Source organism: Chryseobacterium sediminis (assembly GCF_008386505.1).
Lineage (GTDB): Bacteria > Bacteroidota > Bacteroidia > Flavobacteriales > Weeksellaceae > Chryseobacterium > Chryseobacterium sediminis.
This window is the reverse complement of sequence record NZ_VUNZ01000001.1, coordinates 62,346-84,350: the sequence shown is the minus strand read 5'-3', so window position 1 is coordinate 84,350 and position 22,005 is coordinate 62,346. Positions and strand designations below refer to the sequence as shown.

At 37.5% G+C, this 22,005-nt stretch carries 21 protein-coding genes, 1 tRNA gene and 2 riboswitches; of the genes, 3 read left to right on the top strand and 19 right to left on the bottom strand.

The genetic code is table 11. The features are described from left to right. Together FW780_RS00350 and metE are read right to left on the bottom strand one after the other, a co-directional pair. Nucleotides 1-711 carry a hypothetical protein gene (locus tag FW780_RS00350; protein ID WP_149831689.1) on the bottom strand — a complete coding sequence of 237 codons (711 nt, stop codon included), beginning with the start codon at nt 709-711 and terminating at the stop codon, nt 1-3. A 207-nt stretch (nt 712-918) separates the two neighbouring features. Next, nucleotides 919-3,222, bottom strand: coding sequence for a 5-methyltetrahydropteroyltriglutamate--homocysteine S-methyltransferase (gene metE / locus FW780_RS00345; RefSeq protein WP_149831688.1), 2,304 nt, complete (start codon nt 3,220-3,222; stop codon nt 919-921). Between the two features lie 176 nt (nt 3,223-3,398). After that, nucleotides 3,399-3,584, bottom strand: a riboswitch (cobalamin riboswitch). A gap of 195 nt (nt 3,585-3,779) precedes the next feature. Between metE and FW780_RS00340 the strand changes: the two genes are divergently transcribed. Next, nucleotides 3,780-4,241, top strand: coding sequence for an Lrp/AsnC family transcriptional regulator (locus FW780_RS00340; protein ID WP_047422640.1), 462 nt, complete (start codon nt 3,780-3,782; stop codon nt 4,239-4,241). An 89-nt stretch (nt 4,242-4,330) separates the two neighbouring features. Here the strand turns inward: FW780_RS00340 and FW780_RS00335 are convergent, their stop codons facing one another. From FW780_RS00335 to FW780_RS00280, 12 genes are all read right to left on the bottom strand, one after another. Continuing rightward, a complete protein-coding gene (locus FW780_RS00335) occupies nt 4,331-5,113 on the bottom strand; it encodes an enoyl-CoA hydratase/isomerase family protein (RefSeq protein ID WP_149831687.1) in 783 nt (260 codons plus the stop codon). 75 nt (nt 5,114-5,188) lie between these two features. Beyond that, entirely contained in the window at nt 5,189-6,073 is an 885-nt protein-coding gene (mmsB, locus tag FW780_RS00330; RefSeq protein ID WP_149831686.1) for a 3-hydroxyisobutyrate dehydrogenase, read from the bottom strand. 55 nt (nt 6,074-6,128) lie between these two features. Beyond that, the gene (locus tag FW780_RS00325) at nt 6,129-7,226 is read right to left on the bottom strand and encodes an enoyl-CoA hydratase/isomerase family protein (RefSeq protein WP_149831685.1); all 1,098 of its coding nucleotides are present in this window, start codon (nt 7,224-7,226) and stop codon (nt 6,129-6,131) included. A gap of 313 nt (nt 7,227-7,539) precedes the next feature. Then, a complete protein-coding gene (locus tag FW780_RS00320) occupies nt 7,540-8,700 on the bottom strand; it encodes an acyl-CoA dehydrogenase family protein (RefSeq protein ID WP_149831684.1) in 1,161 nt (386 codons plus the stop codon). Between the two features lie 104 nt (nt 8,701-8,804). Beyond that, the gene (locus tag FW780_RS00315; RefSeq protein ID WP_149831683.1) at nt 8,805-10,301 is read right to left on the bottom strand and encodes a CoA-acylating methylmalonate-semialdehyde dehydrogenase; all 1,497 of its coding nucleotides are present in this window, start codon (nt 10,299-10,301) and stop codon (nt 8,805-8,807) included. A gap of 133 nt (nt 10,302-10,434) precedes the next feature. Continuing rightward, nucleotides 10,435-11,886 (bottom strand): bifunctional 2-methylcitrate dehydratase/aconitate hydratase, encoded by a 1,452-nt coding sequence (locus tag FW780_RS00310; RefSeq protein WP_149831682.1) that lies wholly within the window; start codon nt 11,884-11,886, stop codon nt 10,435-10,437. Between the two features lie 88 nt (nt 11,887-11,974). After that, nucleotides 11,975-13,129: a bifunctional 2-methylcitrate synthase/citrate synthase gene (gene prpC / locus FW780_RS00305; protein WP_149831681.1), complete on the bottom strand. Its 1,155-nt coding sequence runs from the start codon at nt 13,127-13,129 to the stop codon at nt 11,975-11,977. A 2-nt stretch (nt 13,130-13,131) separates the two neighbouring features. Then, nucleotides 13,132-14,028, bottom strand: coding sequence for a methylisocitrate lyase (gene prpB, locus FW780_RS00300; protein ID WP_149831680.1), 897 nt, complete (start codon nt 14,026-14,028; stop codon nt 13,132-13,134). Then, a complete protein-coding gene (locus tag FW780_RS00295) occupies nt 14,015-14,239 on the bottom strand; it encodes a hypothetical protein (protein WP_149831679.1) in 225 nt (74 codons plus the stop codon). The genes prpB and FW780_RS00295 overlap by 14 nt, the downstream gene beginning before the upstream one ends. Before the next feature lie 234 nt (nt 14,240-14,473). Further along, nucleotides 14,474-14,665, bottom strand: a riboswitch (cobalamin riboswitch). 435 nt (nt 14,666-15,100) lie between these two features. Next, a complete protein-coding gene (locus FW780_RS00290) occupies nt 15,101-15,643 on the bottom strand; it encodes a hypothetical protein (RefSeq protein WP_149831678.1) in 543 nt (180 codons plus the stop codon). A gap of 98 nt (nt 15,644-15,741) precedes the next feature. After that, nucleotides 15,742-16,110, bottom strand: a complete 369-nt coding sequence (locus FW780_RS00285; protein ID WP_149831677.1) for a VOC family protein — start codon at nt 16,108-16,110, stop codon at nt 15,742-15,744. A 56-nt stretch (nt 16,111-16,166) separates the two neighbouring features. Beyond that, nucleotides 16,167-17,039 carry an alpha/beta fold hydrolase gene (locus tag FW780_RS00280; RefSeq protein WP_149831676.1) on the bottom strand — a complete coding sequence of 291 codons (873 nt, stop codon included), beginning with the start codon at nt 17,037-17,039 and terminating at the stop codon, nt 16,167-16,169. 285 nt (nt 17,040-17,324) lie between these two features. Here FW780_RS00280 and FW780_RS22265 point away from each other — a divergent pair, with 285 nt between their 5' ends. Together FW780_RS22265 and FW780_RS22260 are read left to right on the top strand one after the other, a co-directional pair. Beyond that, nucleotides 17,325-17,468 (top strand): bacteriocin-like protein, encoded by a 144-nt coding sequence (locus tag FW780_RS22265; RefSeq protein WP_002980068.1) that lies wholly within the window; start codon nt 17,325-17,327, stop codon nt 17,466-17,468. A 27-nt stretch (nt 17,469-17,495) separates the two neighbouring features. Further along, entirely contained in the window at nt 17,496-17,642 is a 147-nt protein-coding gene (locus FW780_RS22260) for a bacteriocin-like protein (protein ID WP_167375285.1), read from the top strand. 90 nt (nt 17,643-17,732) lie between these two features. On the opposite strand, the gene FW780_RS00275 is transcribed toward FW780_RS22260, so the two are convergent. The 5 genes from FW780_RS00275 to FW780_RS00255 all read right to left on the bottom strand — a co-directional run bounded on the left by FW780_RS00275 (nt 17,733) and on the right by FW780_RS00255 (nt 21,670). Next, entirely contained in the window at nt 17,733-18,641 is a 909-nt protein-coding gene (locus tag FW780_RS00275; RefSeq protein WP_241676809.1) for a hypothetical protein, read from the bottom strand. A gap of 12 nt (nt 18,642-18,653) precedes the next feature. After that, entirely contained in the window at nt 18,654-19,499 is an 846-nt protein-coding gene (locus FW780_RS00270) for a complement C1q domain-containing protein (RefSeq protein WP_241676808.1), read from the bottom strand. Between the two features lie 10 nt (nt 19,500-19,509). Further along, a complete protein-coding gene (locus FW780_RS00265) occupies nt 19,510-20,406 on the bottom strand; it encodes a hypothetical protein (protein ID WP_149831673.1) in 897 nt (298 codons plus the stop codon). A 465-nt stretch (nt 20,407-20,871) separates the two neighbouring features. Further along, nucleotides 20,872-20,959, bottom strand: a tRNA-Ser gene (locus FW780_RS00260). 216 nt (nt 20,960-21,175) lie between these two features. Beyond that, nucleotides 21,176-21,670 carry a hypothetical protein gene (locus FW780_RS00255; protein ID WP_149831672.1) on the bottom strand — a complete coding sequence of 165 codons (495 nt, stop codon included), beginning with the start codon at nt 21,668-21,670 and terminating at the stop codon, nt 21,176-21,178. Nucleotides 21,671-22,005 lie beyond the last annotated feature (335 nt).

Genomic DNA, 22,005 nt, shown 5'->3' with positions numbered 1-22,005 from the left:
TTAGACTTCATCTAAAAAAAAGTATCTGAAAGCGAGGATTACTAAAATGACAACAGCTATAGTAATGATTTTCACTTTCATATCATTTTTAAGGTTATCAGGAGCATAGCGTAATGTTTTTTCATCAAGATAAAAATCCTTGTAAACTTCAGGATCAATTTTCAGATCGGGACGAAAAGTGTGTATTCCTTTCAGAAAATGTCCGATAAGATCATAACGATTTTTAAGCGGAATCACATCCAGATTGATGAGTTTCTTTTGGGGTTTTCCAGTTTCATCTTTTTCATGAACGTATAGATTTTTCCTGAAATTACTGTATTTTCCGGGATTCTGAGATTCGGAATAAATGTCTTTTATATAAGGATCCTTACTTTTAACCAAATCCTGGTAATTAATTTCTGACAGAACTTTCTCTTTTCTGTTGAGAAACAGGATTCCCTGATGATTGATCAGCAGACCACTGATTTTCTCATCCTGATTTCCGGTCATTTGATAAGCCAGCCACCCTGCCAGTGAGCCACTAATCAAAAAGAGTAAAAAGAAGATCATATCAGATGCGGTGTCAGTAGAGGTATTGGAAATTGCGTTAATAAAAAATCCCAGTAAAATAATTGCAATGGCTGCAAAAAGGATAACAATACTCCATCTTAATCTGGATATATATTCCGGGCTGTAAGTTTCTGATCTCATTTCAGAAAATGATTCTTTCATGTTTAAATGTATAGTTCGCTGGTTATCAGTTTTTCAATATATTTTTCAGACTCATATCTGTCAAATGCATCGGGCAGCAAAAATAGGATATAAAAATGAATAGAATATGATATGATCATTATTTTTTCACCTTTTTAAAATAACAGATCGTGCTATGAAAAATCATAACACGATCTGAATTGTGGAATCTAATTATTTTAATTTTTTTTAGAGTGCATATTCTACAGAGGCTTCTTTAGCCGCGGCTACCATTGCTATCAAAGCTTTTTCTGTTTCTTCCCAGTGTCTTGTTTTCAGTCCGCAGTCCGGATTTACCCAAAGCTGATTGGCAGGAATCACGTTTTGGGCTTTTCTCAACAGTTCAATCATTTCTTCTTTTGACGGAACTCTTGGGGAATGGATATCGTAAACTCCGGGACCAATTTCGTTCGGATATCTGAAGTCTGCAAAAGCATTCAGCAGTTCCATCTGAGAGCGGGAACATTCTATGGTAATCACATCTGCATCCATATCGGCAATATTTTCAATAATATCATTGAATTCCGAATAGCACATATGAGTATGAATCTGTGTAGCATCTTCTACTCCGCTTGCTGAAATTCTGAAAGCTTCTACGGCCCATTTCAGGTAGTTCTGCCAGTCCGTCTTTCGTAATGGAAGCCCTTCTCTAATGGCCGGCTCATCAATCTGAATAATTCTGATTCCTGCTTTTTCAAGATCCACAACCTCATCACGGATGGCCAGAGCAATTTGTTTACACGTCTCTGAACGAGGTTGATCATCACGTACAAAAGACCATTGTAAAATTGTAACAGGACCTGTGAGCATTCCTTTTACCCATTTTTCTGTCTGGGATTGTGCATATTGAGACCAGTATACCGTCATTGGTGTGGGACGGGAAACATCACCAAAGATTACAGGAGGTTTTACACAACGGCTTCCGTAGCTTTGTACCCATCCGTTTTTTGTAAATGTAAAACCTTCCAATTGTTCCCCGAAATATTCCACCATATCGTTACGCTCAAATTCCCCGTGAACCAATACATCTATTCCTATTTCTTCCTGCCAGCTAATGGTTCTTTGGGTTTCTTCTTTCAGTAAAATATCATATTGCTCTGCCGTCAGTTCTCCTTTCTTGAATTTTGCTCTCCAGCTTCTTACCTCCGTGGTCTGCGGGAATGACCCGATGGTTGTTGTTGGAAATAAAGGAAGCTGTAATACTTTCTGCTGTTCTTCTTTACGGATCTTGAATGTATTTATCCTTTGTGCATCTTTTTCAGTGACCGCATTTGCTCTTTGCTTCACCCCATCATTATGAATAAGCGAGGATGTTCTTCTGCTTGCAATTGCTTTTTTATTTTCTTCAAAAGAGGCAAGAGTCTGTTCATTTTCTGTTCCGGATGCCAGTTCTTTAAGCGTTACCACTTCTGTCACTTTTTGTTTGGCAAAAGCCAGCCAGTTTTTAATTTCCGGATTAAGGGAAGTTTCAAAATCCAGATCACATGGTGAATGAAGCAATGAAGAGGAAGGAGCAATTAAAACTCTTTCAGAACCTAATTTCTCAACTGCTTTATTGATGAAATACAAAGATTTTTCAAAATCATTTTTCCAGATATTTCTTCCGTCAACTACTCCTAATGAAAGGCTTAAACTTTCCGGAATAATATTCAGAATATCATCCAATTGTTCTGGGTTTCTTACAAGATCTACATGCAATACATTCACAGGAAGTGATACTGCAAGAGATCCGTTATCATTTAATCCTTCAAAATAAGTGGCCACAATAAATTTCAGTTTCGGGAAACGTTTTCTTATTTCAGTGTAAACAAAATGATAGGCTTCTTTTGCTTTTTCCGTTAAGTCCAATGCTAAAAAAGGTTCATCAAACTGAATCCATTCTGCGCCCTGCTCCTGAAGTTTGGTCAAAATCTCTGTATATACGGAAAGAAGGTTTCCGGCTAGATCCAGTTTATCAAACCCTTCTTCTTTTTCTTTTCCTAATAACAAATAGGAAACCAGTCCGATAATTACAGGTTTTGCATTGATTCCTGCCTGTTTTGCTCCTGCAAATTCATTGAAAATTTTATCTGAACTCAGCTTAAACTGTTGGTTTTTATAAAACTCGGGAACGATATAGTGATAATTGGTATCAAACCATTTTGTCATTTCCATTGCAGTGATATCCAAGCCTTCTTTTTGGTATCCTCTCGCCATAGCAAAATAAAGATCCAGCTCAGAATTGTTTTTTTTAAGCACTACTTCATGGTAACGTGTGGGAATTGCCCCTACCACAAGACTCATGTCCAATACCTGATCATAGTATGAAAAATCATTACATGGAATAAGGTCTATTCCTGCTTCTTTCTGAATGTTCCAGTTTTGATTACAGATATTTCTACCCGTATTCAGCAGTTCTTCCAGAAGAATTTTACCTGACCAATATTGCTCGCAGGCTTTTTTGAGTTCTCTTTTGCTACCAATACGCGGATAGCCCAGAATGTGAGTTTGCATTTTTAAACTTTTTAATTAAACTTATTGATAAAGCCTTTTTAAAATGCTTCGTAATGTTTTAACGGATGAAAATTTCAGGGATCATGATATAACAAACAATACAGCTTCCCTTACCGAGAAAGTGTATACATCCGATATATCATCTGTATGACCCAAAAGCTTCAGACCGCGAAAGCATTGTCAATTCAGTAAAGGCAGGTCTCCTGACTTGTAACAGTTTCCGCCATCCTTCCCGCTTTTGGCAGTGGATATACAAGGACAGAAACCTTTGGTGTGTTACTTACAGTTGCGCGACAGCTCGTGATTTTCACACGATTCCCTATTAATCTACGTTATGTAAAACCTTTCCTGTTTGATGAAGTATCTCTAAAGAACTGTACTTTTACTGATGACAATCATCACCAATAAAAGTTTTTAATTTTGTGTAAAATTAATAATACAGAATAAAAATACAATTAAAGTTAATTAATTAAGCAAAATAAACTTTTAAAAACATAAATAAAAGCATATAATTCTTTAAATTTGACTGTTTTTATAATCTAAAAGAATAATATTCTGTGGAACAACTCGATGATAAGGATGTACAGCTGCTGAGGCTGCTCCAGAAAAATGCAAAACTAACCGTAAAAGAGCTTGCAAAAGAAGTGAATCTCTCAACTTCACCGGTTTTTGAAAGAGTAAAAAGATTGGAGCAGGAAGGATTTGTGAAAAGATATGCTGCTGTTCTTGATGCTGAAAAGCTCAACCGTGGGTTTACGGTTTTCTGTCAGATCAAACTGAAAATTCACGACAGATCTGTAGGGTATGATTTTGTAAAAGAAATTTTAGAAATTGAAGAAGTTGCGGAATGCTACAATATTTCCGGAGATTTTGATTTTCTCCTGAAAGTTCAGGTACGGGATATGAAACATTATCAGGACTTTGTGTTTAACAAACTGGGATCTGTAGATTCTATAGGGAGTACGCACAGTACGTTTGTGATGGCTGAAGTGAAAAACAATCATGGTCTGACCATTTAGTCAATAAAAATGGGAAAATCGAGAATTGAAAATGGAAGATGGTACTTAAGTTAAATCATATTATTTTCAATTCTCTATCTTCCAATCTATTAATTTCCTTTAAAATTCGGATTTCTTTTTTCTATGAATGCTCCTATGCCTTCATGATGGTCTTCTGTTGTAAACAATTCTCCGAATAAAGAGGCTTCCTGTTTCAATCCGTCTGTAATATGCAGTTCAAATCCGGTATTTAAAGACTGTTTTGCTTTTGACACGGCTACAGGTCCTTTGGCAGCAATTGTTTCTGCCAGTTTTTGGGCTTCGTTCATTAATTCTTCGGGAGCAAAAACGTGGTTGACAAAACCAAAATCTTTACAGGCTTCCGCAGAATAAAATTCTCCGGAGAAAACCATTTCCTTTGCTTTGTATAATCCAATAGCCCTTGGCAGACGCTGGGTTCCGCCAAAACAAGGCAATAATCCTAATGTCACTTCAGGGAGTCCAAATTTTGCTTTCCCACTGGCCAGAATAATATCACAGGACAATGCCAGTTCACAGCCTCCTCCCAAAGCAAAACCGTTTACAGCGGCTATCACAGCGAAAGGAAGTTCTTCAATAGCGTTAAAAGCAGTCTGTGCGGCAATAGAAAAAGTTTCTGCATCAGAAGGAGTCATTTCTTGCATTGCCTTAATGTCAGCTCCTGCAACAAAAGCTTTTTCTCCGGAACCGGTAATAATTAACACCCTGATATTTCTATCTGATCTTATCTGGTCAGCAAATGATTTCAGTTCCTGTAAAACCTGTTCATTCAAAGCGTTTAATGCCTGCGGACGGTTTATCGTCAATATTCCGATAGGTCCATTTTGTTGATATAATAATGTTTTGAAAGTCATTTTTAATTGATAGTTGATAGTTAAAAATTATTAAAAAGCGAGAATAGAAAGGTGTTTATGCTCTATTTTCATTTTTTAAAGATCTCTGTTTAGAAATTGAATAATGCTGGAAAAGTCTGTTTTCCCATTCCCGGATTCACTCCACATTCTGTATAAATTCAATGCGGTATTACCGAGTGGTGTGGATGTTTTGGTTTCCAATCCTGCTTCTGCGGCAAGGCCCAAATCTTTTGTCATCAGGTCTACGGCAAAACCTCCGGAATAATTACGGGAAGCCGGAGCATTTTCCATCACTCCAGGATAAGGGTTATAAACATCCAGCGACCAGTTTTTCCCTGAACTTTTCTGCATAATTTCGCTTAAAATCTGAGGATTAAGACCATGTTTCACCCCCAGATTAATGGCCTCTGAAGTTCCGATCATATGAATGGCCAGCAGCATATTATTACAGATTTTAGCAACCTGTCCCGCTCCGGAATCTCCGGCATGAAATATATTCTGTCCCATACACTTGAGTATCGGACGGGCTTTTTCATAATCATCCTGTTTGCCTCCGACAATAAAGGTTAGTGTACCCGCCTGAGCGCCGGCTGTTCCTCCGGAAACAGGCGCATCTATCATTCTGCAGCCTTTTGAAACAGCAAGTTCAGCAACTGTACGGGCTGTAACCGCATCAATGGTACTGCTGTCTATCAATAATGTGTTTGGTTTAAGACTGTTTATAAATTCTTCTGAATAAAGATCAGCAACGTGCTTTCCAGAAGGCAACATTGAAATCACTACATCCGCATCCTTAGTGGCAGCTACAGCAGATTCCGCAATCTGTCCACCTTCTGACACCAATATTTTTAAGGCTTCTTCCGAAAGGTCAAAACCTACAACGTTATGACCTTTTTTGATCAGGTTAACGGCCATAGGCCCACCCATATTTCCTAATCCTATGAATGCTATATTTGACATAATTTTTTAGTTTAAAGCTTAAAGTTGATAGTTCAAAATTCTCTATTTTCAATACTTAAATCTCCATTCTCAATGTTTCGTTTGCCATTTTTAATTCTTTAAAGTAGGAATCTATCCATTCTTCCGTAATATCTTCCCATGCTGCGGGATGCCATTTCGGAGACATATCTTTATCTACCAATAATGCTCTTACTCCTTCAGCAAAATCAGGGTGAATACAGCATTGGCAGGACAAATTAAGTTCAGCTTGAAAAACCTCCTCAAGACTTAAATTTTCACCTTGTTTCAATTGTCTGAAAATAATATGTGCTGAGCTTGGAGATCCGGCTTGAAAGCTTTTCACACCGTTATTGATCCATTCATCTTTATCAGTATGGCTAATCAATATTTTTCTGAAATCTTCTGGAGAATTGACTTCTTCAAACTGTTTGATAAAAGATGCGTGTAATTCCGCCTGAGATTCGGGAATGAAGGCTTCTTTTGAAATATTTTCCAGGATATCGGAAACGGTTTTATGAGATGCTCCGTTCCAGTCTGCCTGTTGAAGGGCATTCAGAATAGCTTCTTTTGAAGAGGATTCTATATAATAATCTGCCAGCCCTAAGAATTTACAATCTGCTCCGTCCAGTCTTGCACCTGTTAATCCTAAATAAATTCCATAGGCAGAAGGCATTTTATTCAAAAACCAGGTTGCACCCACGTCAGGATACAGACCGATTGTAATTTCAGGCATTGCCAACTTACTTCTTTCAGTAACGATGCGGTGTGAGGCTCCGACCATCAGGCCAATTCCGCCTCCCATGACGATTCCGTGTCCCCATACAATGACAGGTTTTGGGTAAGTATGAATAGCATAGTCTACCTGATATTCTTTTGAAAAGAAATCGAAACAATCCTGTGGAACCTTTGTGCCATCTATTTTTCGCTGTGCAATTATAGCATCATGTAATTTTCTTACATCACCACCTGCACAGAATGCTTTTTCGCCGGCTCCCTGAAGGAATATGCAGGCTACTTCATCAGAGGTTTTCCAGTCTTCTAAGACAGTTTTCAGCTCTTCTATCATTTCCAATGACAGCGAATTGAGCGTTTTCTCTGAATTCAGGGTAATAATTCCGACCTTATTTTTTATTTCTGTTATAATTACATTCATGGTATTTAATTGAAAATTATTATTAAAAAATTGTCTAAACTTTTATATTGATTATTTTTAACCACAAAAGGCACAAAAGCTATTATTTTAAAACACTTTAGTTCACTTAAGTAAGTTTAAAATAATACCTCAGAAAAGTTCACATAAGATGAAAATCTTTGATTTTCACAAAACTTAGGTGTACTTATTATGCATAAAACCTGGCTCTGAAAAAACTTAAGTGTTTAAAACTTTTGTGACTTTTGTGGTTTGGTAAAGTTTAGACAACTTCTAAGTTAAACACTAAAGATCTATAGTAATGAAAATCTGTTTATCATCTTATTTGCAAAGTAGCTCCTTCTTCTAGTATCTTTCTTGAAATCACGAGTTTCATAATTTCATTCGTTCCTTCTACTACCTGATGTACTCTGGCATCACGCATCAGCCTTTCAACCGGGAAATCCTGTGTACAGCCATAGCCGCCTAAAATCTGAAGAGCCTCGTTACAGATATTAAAGCTCATATCCGTAGCCAGTCTTTTCGCCATAGCACAATAAGTAGTGGCATTGAGATCTTTGGAATCAAGTTTAAATGCTGCCAGCTGTACCATTTGACGGGCTGCAACCAACTCCGTCACCATATCTGCAATTTTAAACTGAAGAGACTGAAACTGGGCCAAAGATTTTCCGAATTGCTGCCTTTCATGCATATAGCGCTGAGCCTGATTAATTGCTCCCTGTGCTGCTCCAACGGAACATGTACCGATATTGATACGGCCTCCATCCAGTCCTTTCAGAGCTATTTTAAATCCTTCCCCTAATGTACCTAAAAGATATTTCTCCTCTACCTCCACATGATCTAAAAACACAAAACGGGTCGGCTGTGTATTCCAACCCAGCTTTTTTTCTTTTTCTCCGAAACTGATTCCCGGAGCATCGGCATGTACTACAAATGCACTAATTCCTTTGGTACCGGAATCTCCCGTGCGGGCCATGACAATTAATATATCACTTTCACCTGCTCCGGAAATAAACGCTTTGGTTCCGTTAATGATATATTTGTTCCCTCTTTTGACAGCTGTCGTTTTCAGACCTGCTGCATCGGAGCCTGAACCCGGTTCGGTAAGACAATAAGAACCCAGAAGTTTGCCTGATGCCAGATCCGGACATAAGTTTTTTCTGATTTCATCATTTCCAAATTCATCAATCATCCATGAAACCATGTTGTGTATGGTAATATAGGCAGTGGTAGAAGGACATGCAGCTGCTAATTCTTCAAATATAATGGCAGCATCCAGCCGTGACAATCCCAGTCCTCCGGCTTCCTCACTGGTGTATACTCCGCAGAAACCCAATTCTCCGGCCTTAACAATAGCTTCTTTGGGAAATTTCTTTTCAGCATCCCATTCTGAAGCGTATGGAAACAGTTCTTTTTCAGCAAACTTTCTCGCAGCATCCTGAAATGCGAGCTGATCTTCATTTAGGTTAAATTCCATAGTATTGAATTGAAAATTTATTTGAATTGAAAACTGAGAATGAATAATTAAAAGTAAAAAGTAGATAATTGAGAAGTAAAATCATTTCAATTACCTGCTTTTCTTTATTTCAGATTGATGGTCATATTTACACTTCCTCCCGGCACATCTTCTTCAAACCAACGGGCCGTAATGGTTTTGGTTTCAGTGTAGAAGCGAACGCCTTGTTTTCCGTAAGAATGCAGATCACCAAAGAATGATTTCCGCCATCCTGTAAAAGAGAAAAACGGCAGTGGAACAGGAATCGGAAGGTTAACTCCAATCTGCCCTACTTCAATTTCATGCTGGAATTTTCTTGCGGCAGCTCCTGAGTTGGTAAAAATTGAGGTTCCGTTTCCGTATGGGTTTTCATTAATGATTCTGATCGCCTCATCTAAGGTGTCTGCCTTTAATAACAGCAATGCGGGCCCAAAAATCTCTTCTTTATAGATATCCATATCCACAGAAACATTGCTAAATAAGGTAGGTCCTACAAAATATCCGTTTTCATAACCTTCTACGGTACATTGGCTTCCATCCAGCATCACCTCTGCTCCCTGGTCGTAAGCACTTTGGATCAGCCTTAACACTTTATCTTTGGATTGTTTATTGATCAACGGGCCAAATGCAGCAGAGTCATCAGACCAAACTCCTGGTTTAACTGTACTTAAAGCTGTTTTAATATCTTCTGCCCAGTTTTGTGCCTCTCCTACCAATACAGCAACACTGATAGCCATACAACGTTGACCGGCAGCGCCACAAGAAGCTCCCACCAGATTATTGATCACCTGACTTTTATTGGCATCCGGCATGACCACCATATGATTTTTAGCACCGCCAAAAGCCTGAACTCTTTTCAGATTATCGGTTCCTGTGCGGTAAACATGTTCTGCAACCGGTACAGAACCTACAAATGAAATAGCTCTGATATCAGCGTGATTCAAAATATGATTTACCTGATCTTTGCTGCCATGAACAATATTTAAAACACCTTTAGGAAAACCTGCCTCCAAAAACAGCTCTGCCATTTTCATGGAGGTCATAGGAGTCTGCTCTGAAGGTTTTAAAATAAAGGTATTACCACATGCTATCGCCATAGGAAACATCCACAAAGGAATCATGGCCGGGAAGTTGAAAGGAGTAATTCCCGCACAGACCCCAAGAGGCTGAATATAGCTGTAGGTGTCTACCCCTCTTGCTACATTTTCTACTGTTTCTCCCATCATCAGGGTCGGAATATTGCAGGCATGCTCTACGACTTCTATGCCGCGCCACACGTCTCCCATAGCATCTGCGAAGGTTTTTCCGTTTTCTTTGGAAAGGATTTCCGCAATTTCTTTCTGATGTTCTTTCAAAAGATGCTGGTATTTCAGGAATAGTCTTGCTCTTTCCGGAGTGGCAACTTCTTTCCATATTTTGAAAGCTTCTGCTGCTGCTTCAATAGCTTCATCTATTTCAGATAATTCCGTGAGGGGAACTTCTGCAAGGATTTCCTGTGAAGCAGGGTTTTCTACAGGAAGATAGTTTTTTGTTTTACTTTCTGTAAAATTTCCATTGATTAATATTTTTATTTTTTGTGACATAGTTTTTAAATTAAAAATGGATCATTGAAAGTTCTAGTCATAAAAATGAGAATGGAGAATTGATCATTTTTCAAAAAATATCGACTATTCATTAAAAAGTTCTGATATTCAATTCTCCATTTTCTTATTGATTTTAAATGACTAAAAGATCTACAAATTCATTGACGTTAAGATTCACCAAGGTGTCATATTCCAATGAATTTTCAAGAATCGTTCTTTGCTGTTTTTCCGGGAAAATACGGGCAAGGTTCACTTTATATTTCTTGATCAGTTCAGGAATTCCTTCGTCTCTTCTGCGTTTGTGGCCAATAGGATATTCTACCACTATTTCGTCTAAAACAGTTCCGTCATTAAGTTCTACCGTCATCGCATTGGCAATGGAACGTTTTTCCGGATCGTGATAATCAGCTGTAAACTGAACATCTTCTACGCATTCAATTTTGTCACGAAGCACATCAATTCTTGGGTCCGAAGCAATGTTATCTTCATAATCAGCGGCAGTCAGTCTTCCATGAATCAATGGTACAGCTACCATATATTGAATACAGTGGTCACGATCAGCAGGATTATTTAACGGCCCTTTTTTATCAATAATTCTAATAGCGGCTTCATGGGTACGGATGGTAATTTTTTTGATATCATTTGTTGTTTTTCCAAGGTCTCTTAAAGTTGCATGTAATGTCATTGCCGCTTCTACTGCGGTCTGCGAGTGAAATTCTGCAGGGAAGGAAATTTTAAAGAGTACGTTTTCCATTACGTAAGAACTGTATTCTCTCTGGAATTTGAATTCATTCCCTTTGAAGGAAACATCATAGAATCCCCATGTTTTTGCTGTCAGTACAGATGGATAGCCCATTTCTCCTGTTTTTGCAATCAGAGCAAGGCGTACCGCTCTTGATGTAGCATCTCCTGCTGCCCAAGATTTACGGGAACCTGTATTGGGAGCGTGGCGGTAAGTTCTTAAAGACTGTCCGTCCACAAAAGCCAGCGATACGGCATTGATAATTTCATCACGGTTTAACCCAATCAGCTTCCCTACAACTGCTGTGGAAGCAAGCTTTACCAATAAAACGTGGTCCAGTCCTACTTTGTTGAATGAATTTTCCAGTGCCATTACTCCCTGAATTTCGTGGGCCATGATCATTGCTTCCAATACCTGCTTCATTTTTAAAGGTGATTTTCCTTCGGCAATATTTGTTCTGGATAACCAGTCTGCAGTTGCTAAAATTCCTCCAAGATTATCAGAAGGATGCCCCCATTCTGCCGCCAGCCATGTATCATTGAAATCCAGCCAACGAATGATGGCTCCGATATTGAACGCTGCCTGAATGGGATCCAGCTGGAATTGGGTACCTGGTACTTTTGCTCCGTTAGGAACTACAGTACCTTTTACCACAGGTCCTAAAAGTTTTGTACATGCCGGGTAAGTCAATGCTTCCAGACCACAGCCGATCGTGTCCAGAAGACAGTAATGAGCGGTCTTCCATGCCAGGTCATTTTTAATTTCGTAGTTTAAGACATAGTCTGCAATGTCTGTTAATACCTGATCGGGTTGCGGTCTTTCGTTTGAGATGTGTGAACTCATTTTTTATTGTTGAAAAATTTTAATTAATTAAAAGTTAAGAGGGAAAAATTGAAAATGAATTATTTCTTTTCATTTCCGATGTCCTTCATTATTTCCGGTCGTTGATAGACACAAATTCTTTGTTTTCCGGCCCTGTGTAGTTGGCACTTGGGCGGATAATCTTTCCATCCTGTCTCTGTTCTATAATGTGGGCGCTCCATCCGGTCACTCTTGAGATAACAAATAACGGAGTAAACATCAGGGTAGGAACTCCCATCAGGTGGTAAGAAACAGCGGAGAACCAATCCAGGTTCGGGAACATTTTCTTTTCTTCCCACATGATTGTTTCCAATCTTTCAGCAATATTATACAGCAGCATATCTCCCGCTTCTTCTGAAAGTTCTTTAGCCACCTTTTTGATGACTACGTTTCTCGGATCTGAAATGGTGTACACCGGATGCCCAAATCCGATAATTACTTCTTTGTTCGCAATACGTTGGCGAATATCCTTTTCTGCTTCATCCGGAGAGTTATAACGGCTTTGGATTTCAAAAGCAACTTCATTAGCTCCTCCATGCTTAGGTCCTCTCAAAGCACCAATTGCTCCGGTAATGGCAGAGTAAATATCAGATCCTGTTCCGGCAATGACACGGCTGGTAAATGTTGAGGCATTAAATTCATGTTCTGCATAGAGGTTTAACGAGATTTCCATTGCTTTCACCCAGGAATCTGCAGGTTTTTTCCCATGCAGTAAGTGAAGGAAATGCCCTCCTATAGTATCATCATCGGTTTCTACGTCAATTTCTTTTCCATTATGGGTATAGTGATACCAGTATAGCAGACCTGAGCTGAAAGATGCCAATAATTTATCTGCAATATCCCTTGCTCCCGCCATATTATGATCATCTTTTTCCGGCTGAATACTTCCGATAGCGGAAACCATGGAACGCATCACATCCATTGGATGGGCAGCAGCAGGAATACTCTTAAGAATATTTCTTACAGAATGAGGTAGACCTCTCAAAGATTTTAACTTGGCTTTATAGTTTTTCAATTGCGCTCCGGTAGGCAGCTGTCCGTAGATCAAAAGATAAGCTACTTCTTCAAATTGTGCTTTCTCTGCAAGATCCAGAATATCATATCCTCTGTAATGAAGATCATTTCCACTTTTTCCGACACTGCAAAGAGCAGTATTACCTGCTGCTACCCCTGAAAGCGCAACGCTTTTTTTAGGCTTAAATGTGGGTTCACTGTTAGTTGACATTATCAATTATTTTGTTTAAAAAGGTTGTCTAATTTTTGTTCATAATCGTAGTATCCAATGCTTTGGTAAAGTTCTTCCCTTGTTTGCATGGTATCTAAGACATTGGCCTGTGTTCCGTCTTTACGAAGGTGTTCATATACATTTTGAGCCGCTTTATTAGCAGCACGGAAAGCAGAAAGCGGATAGAGAATCAGTCCCACACCTGCATTTTTTAATTCTTCCACCGTGTACATTCTGATCATCCCGAATTCTGTAATATTGGCCAGTACAGGAACTCCTGTAGCTTCAACAAACTTTTGATAAAAGCTTAAATCCGGAACGGCTTCTGCAAAAATGAAATCTGCTCCAGCGTCTTTATAAGCTACTGCTCTTTCCAATGTTTTTTCTAATCCTTCATTAGCAAACGCATCAGTACGGGCTCCAATGACAAAATTTTCATCGGTACGGGCATCTGCAGCAGCTTTCAGCCTGTCTACCATTTCTTCTTTGGTTACCACTTCTTTTCCCGGGCGATGTCCACAGCGTTTTGCACCTACCTGATCTTCAATATGCAGGGCCGCAGCTCCAGCTTTAATCAGTGATTTTACAGTTCTTGCCACATTAAATGCCGAAGGTCCGAATCCGGTATCAACATCTACCATGAGGGGCAGGTCACAAACATTTGTGATACGCTGAACATCAATCAATACATCTTCCAGTGTGGTAATTCCTAAATCCGGAATCCCCAGAGAACCAGCGGCAACACCGCCTCCTGAAAGATAAATAGCATTAAAACCTGCCTGCTGCGCTAACAACGCATGATTGGCATTAATGGCTCCAACAATCTGAAGAGGACTTTCTTTTCGCATGGCCTCCCGAAATTTCATACCGGGAGACTTCAAACTTTCACTTGTAGTCATTATAATATTTATTGTTTAGTTGAAATTTGTTTACAAAAAACCTTGAATCGGCATAGCAATAGCCACTTTTGGTAAAAAGGAAATCAAAAGGAAACGGATTTGTTTTATCCGATTTTTGTAATCCGGAATTATACACCATTGCCTCCCTGCAAACCTGCTGATCTCCAAGTCTGCTGCTCCAGCATGAATAATCGAAATTGAATGGGTACATTTTTTAACTTTTTATATTGATTAAATCTTCATAAAAAGCTCCTGATAAACTTCACAATGCTTGTGAGAAAGAAAAATATGGAAAAGGAAAATACGATGAATACACGATAATAAATGAGCATACTGCCCCACTATTTATCTGCATCACAAAAATAACACGAGCTGACAAAATATATTGATCTCACTGTTATCCATATCGTATCATACCTGACTATAAGCTTCAGACCGCGAAAGCATCGTCAATTCGAAATAGGCAGGTCTCCTGACTTGTAACAGTTTTTATCGTCCTTCCCATATAACGAGGTATACAGTGGACCTTTATTTGATAAAAACCTTAATGCTACTTACAGTTGCGCGACAGTTCGTGATTTACACACGATTCCCTTTTAAGACACAGCTAAGTGTAACCAGTTTCGGTTGATAAAGAAGATGTTAAGAACTCCTTGGTGGTAAATATAGGTATTTTATAAAAACGTGAAAGATATTTTATGCAAACAATAACTATTTAACCATAACTCATTGATTTTATTGCTATTAAAAATCAACTTTTCATTCAATAAATATTATAATTTAGATTATTTCACTCATTTTTTGTTGCTAAATTCTTAAGATATAGTGCAAAAAAATCAAACAAGTTCAAAGAAACCGTCTGTCCGTTATCGTTTTCCATCCTATAATTAAAGCGTTTTTTTGAACTGCTTCTTTAAGGATAGTAAATCTCTATCTTTTGATAGTAAGTGATCTTTTTTATATCAATTTAGTCTGAAATCTGATCTTATTTTTCAATCTATTTTCTGAAAGCAGACGTACAAAAAAATCCGCCAAAAAGTGACGGATTTATAGTATTTGAAAGCTGTTAAAATTAATTGGCTGCCGGATCAATAAGTTCTGTGGTAAGTCCTAAAGATTTGAGCAGGTTTTTATTGTCAAAAAGCAAGGTTGCATAATGTTTCCCTTTCTTAAAAATCAGTTTTGAACCTCCCGGAAATTCACTGTCTGCACCAAGTTTCTGTGTTTTAGCCTTGTATTTACTGAACTTAGTTTTGCTGTCCTGCAAGGTACTTTTATTCAGAATAAGGCCAAATGGGAGTCCTTCTACCACTACTGGTTTATTGTCTGAAATGGTAAAAAACATTTCATCAACAGTATTATTTTTCCCTAAACTGCAATAGAGTTCCAGTCCTGTTTTTGTAGGCCATTTCACATACTTTTCCTCGTTGGCATCTTCATAAAATACAGGTTTAGTATTCAATGCTTTTGAGATTTTATCGGGAGTCTGTGGAAAAATAAATTCTGTATTTTTATCTAATAAAGAGTTGAGAACAGCTGTTTTTTGTGAAAATACAGTGATACTTACCAGCTGAAAAAAGAGGGTTAAGATGAAAGTTAAAGATTTCGTCTTCATGGATTGTTTAAAATTTTAATAATTTGATGGTTAAAGGTATTAAAATTTTGATTAAAACCATATTCTAAGCAATTTTCCCTATCGCATTCTGTCTTTTGTTATTTTCTTTCCTGCAAATTGAACACTGTCCCCGCAGGATCTGTAATCCAGTGCATATTTTCAGGGAGTTCTTCAATTTCGTCACAGGTTTCTACGCCGACCGACAGAAGGTATTCTGTAGCTTCTTCTACATCAGGAACTGTAAGCTGCAGCCAGGTTTCGGAATGGGTATAATTATCTACACAGTCCAGCCAGATAATATTATTCCCGAATTTTACTTCATGGGTTCTGGAAACCGTTGAATTATTAATCGGTTTTTCTTCAACCTTTAACTTTAAGATGTCTCTGTAAAAGACTACCGTTTTTTCATATTTACTTTTTGGAATTTTTATGGCAATATTTATTCCTGCTTCAAATTTCGTATCCATATTGTAGATTTAACAATTGTAAAAGGATTAATTAAAATAAGTGATATTGTATCTGATTATTGTAAAAAGCTGTTTAGGTAGTTCAGAATTGTTGCAGTCTGCATCATCAGACTGACATGGGTTTGCCCTGGAACAATAGCCAATTGAGATTTTGGCATTGGCCCCATATCTGCAAAAACATCACCTCCCAATAATTTATAGGTTTTTGAAAGTTCTGTTTTATCCAATCCATCATTATCACCGGCTATGATTAAAACAGGTACCGGAATTTTAGAAATATTACCATCACCAAAATCAAAAGGTTGTCTGGCAGAAGCCATCATCTGTTCCAGAAATTTTGTCCATTTTGTTTTATCAGGTGCTACGGCATTATAAGCTGTATGCAGAGGACTGTTCGTAAAAAGATCCGGTTTCATTCCTTCAAGTGCTTTATTTACTTCAGGCAGCCAGCCACTAGTTTTATATGTTGACGAAATGATAACCAACTTGTTAAGTCTTTCAGGGTTTTGTATAGCCAACTGATAAGCCACTTCTCCTCCAAAGCTATATCCTACCACATCTGCCTTATCAATTTTCAGAAAGTTCATTACTTCTGTCACATCACTGGCCAAAGCAGTATGTGATAATTTGCGTTCTGAAAACGGAGTATGCCCGTGTCCTTGCAATTCAACAGCGATTACTTTTCTGTTTTTTGATAACTCCGGGATCAGTTGCCCCCAGTTCATGTCAATCGTCATAAAAGCGCCATGCAATAATACAATGGGCTTACCTTTACCATAGACTTCATAGTAAACTTTACTTCCATTAGCAGGAGCATAACCACTTTCAGAAGGTTTCACTTTTTGCCCATATACTTGGGATGTGATAACGATAACAGTTAAAACCAGCAATGATTTCAATAAGGTTGAGAATTTGAATAGACTTTTCATAATATTATCGGATTTGGTGATTAAACTTTTAACCAAAATTAGTAAGTCATTATGAAATCCAACTTGCCACAAGACAAGATTTTACTCAAAAGATATCTATTCTTTGTACATTCCTTCATTAAGCCTTATTGAATCCACTTCATGCACTGTATATTTTACTTAATTACATAAAACATAAAGGAAAACATCAAACAATAAATCCATTGAAAATAAATATTTTTATGATAATTCTACAACAGTTGATAAAAATTGATTAACTTCGAGTAGAACTAAACCTATATTATTATGAAAAATTTAAAGAAAATCGAAAGACAGGAATTGAAAACAATTAAGGGTGGTATTGACTGCAGAGGCGGACAGCTTTGTTTAATTGGTGGAAAGTGGCAATGTATGCCATATGACGGATGTGGTGGTGGAAACCAACCTTAGTTTTTAGTTTAATTCAATTACTTGACTATGAAAAATTCTAAAAAAATTTCAAGAGATCAGCTGAAGAATATTAATGGCGGAGCATTGAGTTGTTCCGAAGCATGCTGCCCTCCTCCGGGAATCAAGAGATGTCCCTGGGTGATTTGTATAGCACCATGTGAGATATTAAGTTAACACTATATTCTTCAAAAATAAAACCCTGTAATTTGTAGGAATTACAGGGTTTATTTTAAAATCAAATTGTTCAGACTTATTTAAATATCTTTATTGTTCAACTATGGTAAGTGCGTTGTAAGCACCACTTCCTGAAACATCAAACTGGCTGGTTGTACCATCAAATGCTACTGTAATCCAGGTAAAAGGTCTTAGTTTGCTGCCTTTATTCAGATAAACGCTTACTGTACAGGCTGAACCAACCGGTACTGCATTGGGACTGGCTCCGGTATCGGAAGCATATCCGTTATTTGTTTTTATTCTTTGTGTAATTGTGCCGGTAGGATTTCTAACTTCCCAAATTGCTTCAGTCTGATTATTAGCACCTGTATTTACCTGGCTGGACTGTAATGCAAAAGTAAAAGTTGCAAAATAAACGCCATCACGCGGCGCTGTAAATTCACCTGTAGCCGGATCGAAATTGGAGGTTGGAACCCCTGAATCAGAGTCTAGTTTTTCAGTCCAGTTTGTTAAATAAGAGGATCTTCTTTGAACTATTCCAGATTTGGTTCCTATTTCTGAAGGGACAGCACTTTCAAATACATAAGTATCCTGAGTAGTTTTACTTGCCATTACTATAATACGCGGCTTACCTTTAGGATAAAAGCTGACCCAATCTGAGCCATCGGAAAATTCTAAATATCCCTTTACCCCAATAGCCGGACTTGCAACATACCGTAATGCCCCTGCCCCAGCCTGAACCGCTGTTTTCGTCGTATTTCCAATAGCTACAGAACTATTTGTTCCACCACGGAGATCCAGAGCTACCTTGGGATTGGCTACCATTGCACCTATTTTTCCGGAACTGTTAATGATAATATTACCTGCATCCGTTTTAACCTCAAGAGGATTTGTCGGATTGGGTATTCCTATCCCTATTTGAGCGTTTATGTAGGTTACATTCAGTGACAAAACAATAACAGCACTGATCAATTTTTTTATTTTATTTTTTCGTCCCATTATTATATATTTTTATAATTCACTGATGCTTAAATTATTTAATTTACTATCATTCAAAGTATTTCGGGCACTGCCTATATTATGCCTTATGCTGAATTTTATAGTATCATCTTTTTTAAGGTTGAAAATAGCATTGCAATTACCACTTATATAATTACTTACTGCACCAGCCTGAAAAGCAGGATAAGAATTTATTGTTTTAAATACAGGAATATTATCTGTACTTTGATTGCTTTCTATTGCCGTTTCTATAAATGTATTTTTAGGGATATTTCCATTAGCAAGGGTAATGTTGAAAGAAACCAGATAAAAACCATCACGGGGAGCTTTAAAAATACCTGTAGAAGGATCAAAATCTCCACTGGCACCTGCACCTAAATCAACTGTTTCTGTCCACCCTGTAATAACGGTTGAAGCAGCACTTGGAATACTTTGCGCCGAACCTTTACTGGCGTTTACCAGTGCTTTGGTTGGAGCTGTAAGTGGCAATGCTATCCATTGTTCACCGTCAGAATATTCCAGAAAACCTCCGTTATTGTAACGTATAGCTCCTCCCCCTGCAGCAGAAGGGCTTTGTGTATTATTACCTAAACCAATAATTCCCTGGTCAGAAGAAGATCTCAGATCAACTTTAGTAACCGGATTTAAAAGTCCAATGCCAACCTGCCCTTCTGATGTAATAACAACATCATTAGATATTTTTGTTGCATCAGGTGCGGAGCCGTTATCTTTTCCCGCATCTATATGTAAAGGCTGTGCAGGCGTAGGCGTAAAAAAACCTGTTTGTGCAATTGTTTTAGTTGCAGAAAAAAATAAAATACAGGCCAATAGTTTATAAGTTATACTGATCTTTTTCATAATCTATATCTTAATGTTCTATTATAGTTAAATTGTTAAATCCATCATCTGGATTCGCAGGATTTGAAGAATCTGTAGTAACTCTAAGCGGAATACTACCTGAAGTAAGATTTTGAAATAGTCTTACGCTTACTTTAGTTCCTGCAATAAGAGTAAGGGTAACAGTACTTGACCCTCCAGCCTGTGTTGAGCGTGTAGCATTTGCGTCATCAGCGGTACCGGTCATAGACTGTCCGAAAGTTTTATATACACTGGCAAGAACAGTACCTGTAGTGGGATTGTAGAATTGTGACTCAACTCTGGAACCGTCACTAATAACTGCTCCGTTAAAATTGAATGTTAACAAAAAAGTATAAGTTCCATTTCTGGGAGCTGTAAATTCACCAGAGCTGGGATCAAAGCTGTTGTTCATGTCACGTACCTCATTCCAGTTAATAATGGTTGTTGCTGAGGCAGATGGTATAGACTGACTTACAATTTTACGAACAACGACCACAGCCTTTTGAGGAGCAATATAGGCTTTGTGCCATACCACACCATCAGACACTTCTATTTTAGCGCCTACCGGTATATTGTTTACATCATATCGTGTAGCACCTGCACCTGCTGTTGCTGCCAACATGGTTGTTGTCCCTAAACCAAGAGCATTTTCACTACCCGCTGATCTCATGTCTAGCTGAACCTGAGGATTAAGAACTCCTGCACCAATGAATCCTGTTGTTTTATTGACAATAACATCATTAGAAACCTGTGTTGCCGTTGGTACTCCTGAAGCAGAATTATCCTTAGCTCCATCTACATGTAAAATCCCTTGTGGGTTACTTGTACCTATTCCTACTTGCGCACTCAATATACCGATAAAGAAGCAGCAAGGTAAGATCAGTGCTTTATGTGTTTTTTTTCTCATATTCTCATTTAAAATTTGAGGTAATAAGGGTTGCTGACCTCACCGGATTTCAAAATGAAAATAATATCTTCAACAAAATGCAACAGTCAATTAATAAAAATATTCTGTCTGAGGGATTGGGCAAATGTGTTTTTAGAATCTTGTTTTCATTGATGTAAACATCAGGTCGAGCTATTTCAACAATAATTTTTTTGCAAAATTGTTGATTTTCCCTAATCAAGCAAAAAATAACATATCGATAGAATTCGATGTGCCGATAGATTTTTTATGAGTTTAAGATTCTTAAAGGGTTTTGGTATGAATACCATTCGGATACTTTCAAATAAAGAAAATGATCAAGCTTTTATCGGGTAGTAAACATTTTCAGATTGTGATCCTTTTTTTAGCACATTTGGTATTTGCATAAAACAAAAACGCTGTAAACATTGATGTTTACAGCGTTTTAGCTTATTTTGGTTTCCCAACTGGCGGAGAGTGAGGGATTCGAACCCCCGGACCTGTTACAGTCAACAGTTTTCAAGACTGCCGCAATCGACCACTCTGCCAACTCTCCTTTAACTCCGGTTATACCGTTGTTTTCAGTGGTGCAAATATAGAAAGTTTTTTATTACTGACAAAATATTTTTGGAAGAAAATTTACATTTCTATATTTTCAAAGAAAATTCTGTTTTCTTAGACTGTTAAATCAATATTCTTAGCAACTCAACTTCAGCCATTTACCCTTTAACAAAAGGTATTCAGCCTTCATCGCTATTTTTAATATATATTTCTAACCATAGTAATATTCGGTAGTAACATCTCCGCTAAAAGCCGGATGAATGTCCTGTTTCTGCATATTCAGCTCAAATAATCTTTCACCATCTTTATTTCCTCCCCGTATTTTTAAAGAATACCAGCCATTTTCTAAAGATAAAGTAATGCTGTTTTCAGCATTAATAGAAGTAATGTCTTTTAAATAACCAATACCAACAATTTTTATTTCATTATTGGCGGCTTGAAATATCCAGCCTTTGGACTCCACCTCTACCTCATTATCATTCAATATCTTTTCGTCATTCACTGAGACCTGAAATGCATAATAGTCTTCTTCTACGCCTATTATTGGGATTGCTATTCCTAACTTTGTTATTTCATCTCCATGTTCATTTTCTACGAAATATTTTAAAATATTAGTACCTGGAAGGTTATTTTCCTGTAGATATTTTGCTAAAAGCTGCGGGCTAAACACCACAAAACCTTTAAGTTCTGAGAATATTTTCTTCATATATTTTGGATTGGATTTGGATTAAGTTTTTATCTATTCATCATAGTACAGACCTATTCAGATTTATTATTTTGATCAATCCAGTTCAGCCCGTGAAAACAAGTCTTTGATTAAAGTTTCATCTTCACATGCTTTTTTAAAGTTTAAAATAAAATTATTCTGCTTTAACTAATGGAGCCTTATCATTATAAAAATTTGTTTTAAAGGTTTTCCTTGATAATAGTTTTTTGGGTAAAAATAATTATTATGAAGTACAGAACCGTCCTTCAACCCCATAGCAATAAGCTCATCTTTTTTAGTTTATTTTTAATTGTAATAAAAATCTTAGAAGTACC

What these genes read in the sequence shown, in the direction of transcription:
- FW780_RS00350 (WP_149831689.1), bottom strand. Translation starts at nt 711, where the DNA reads ATGAAAGAATCATTTTCTGAAATGAGATCAGAAACTTACAGCCCGGAA.
- FW780_RS22265 (WP_002980068.1), top strand. Translation starts at nt 17,325, where the DNA reads ATGAAAAATTTAAAGAAAATCGAAAGACAGGAATTGAAAACAATTAAG.
- FW780_RS00320 (WP_149831684.1), bottom strand. Translation starts at nt 8,700, where the DNA reads ATGGAATTTAACCTAAATGAAGATCAGCTCGCATTTCAGGATGCTGCG.
- FW780_RS00290 (WP_149831678.1), bottom strand. Translation starts at nt 15,643, where the DNA reads ATGAAGACGAAATCTTTAACTTTCATCTTAACCCTCTTTTTTCAGCTG.
- FW780_RS00270 (WP_241676808.1), bottom strand. Translation starts at nt 19,499, where the DNA reads ATGAAAAAGATCAGTATAACTTATAAACTATTGGCCTGTATTTTATTT.
- FW780_RS22260 (WP_167375285.1), top strand. Translation starts at nt 17,496, where the DNA reads ATGAAAAATTCTAAAAAAATTTCAAGAGATCAGCTGAAGAATATTAAT.
- FW780_RS00315 (WP_149831683.1), bottom strand. Translation starts at nt 10,301, where the DNA reads ATGTCACAAAAAATAAAAATATTAATCAATGGAAATTTTACAGAAAGT.
- FW780_RS00310 (WP_149831682.1), bottom strand. Translation starts at nt 11,886, where the DNA reads ATGAGTTCACACATCTCAAACGAAAGACCGCAACCCGATCAGGTATTA.
- prpC (WP_149831681.1), bottom strand. Translation starts at nt 13,129, where the DNA reads ATGTCAACTAACAGTGAACCCACATTTAAGCCTAAAAAAAGCGTTGCG.
- FW780_RS00295 (WP_149831679.1), bottom strand. Translation starts at nt 14,239, where the DNA reads ATGTACCCATTCAATTTCGATTATTCATGCTGGAGCAGCAGACTTGGA.
- FW780_RS00275 (WP_241676809.1), bottom strand. Translation starts at nt 18,641, where the DNA reads ATGGGACGAAAAAATAAAATAAAAAAATTGATCAGTGCTGTTATTGTT.
- prpB (WP_149831680.1), bottom strand. Translation starts at nt 14,028, where the DNA reads ATGACTACAAGTGAAAGTTTGAAGTCTCCCGGTATGAAATTTCGGGAG.
- FW780_RS00265 (WP_149831673.1), bottom strand. Translation starts at nt 20,406, where the DNA reads ATGAGAAAAAAAACACATAAAGCACTGATCTTACCTTGCTGCTTCTTT.
- metE (WP_149831688.1), bottom strand. Translation starts at nt 3,222, where the DNA reads ATGCAAACTCACATTCTGGGCTATCCGCGTATTGGTAGCAAAAGAGAA.
- FW780_RS00335 (WP_149831687.1), bottom strand. Translation starts at nt 5,113, where the DNA reads ATGACTTTCAAAACATTATTATATCAACAAAATGGACCTATCGGAATA.
- FW780_RS00280 (WP_149831676.1), bottom strand. Translation starts at nt 17,039, where the DNA reads ATGAAAAGTCTATTCAAATTCTCAACCTTATTGAAATCATTGCTGGTT.
- mmsB (WP_149831686.1), bottom strand. Translation starts at nt 6,073, where the DNA reads ATGTCAAATATAGCATTCATAGGATTAGGAAATATGGGTGGGCCTATG.
- FW780_RS00325 (WP_149831685.1), bottom strand. Translation starts at nt 7,226, where the DNA reads ATGAATGTAATTATAACAGAAATAAAAAATAAGGTCGGAATTATTACC.
- FW780_RS00255 (WP_149831672.1), bottom strand. Translation starts at nt 21,670, where the DNA reads ATGAAGAAAATATTCTCAGAACTTAAAGGTTTTGTGGTGTTTAGCCCG.
- FW780_RS00285 (WP_149831677.1), bottom strand. Translation starts at nt 16,110, where the DNA reads ATGGATACGAAATTTGAAGCAGGAATAAATATTGCCATAAAAATTCCA.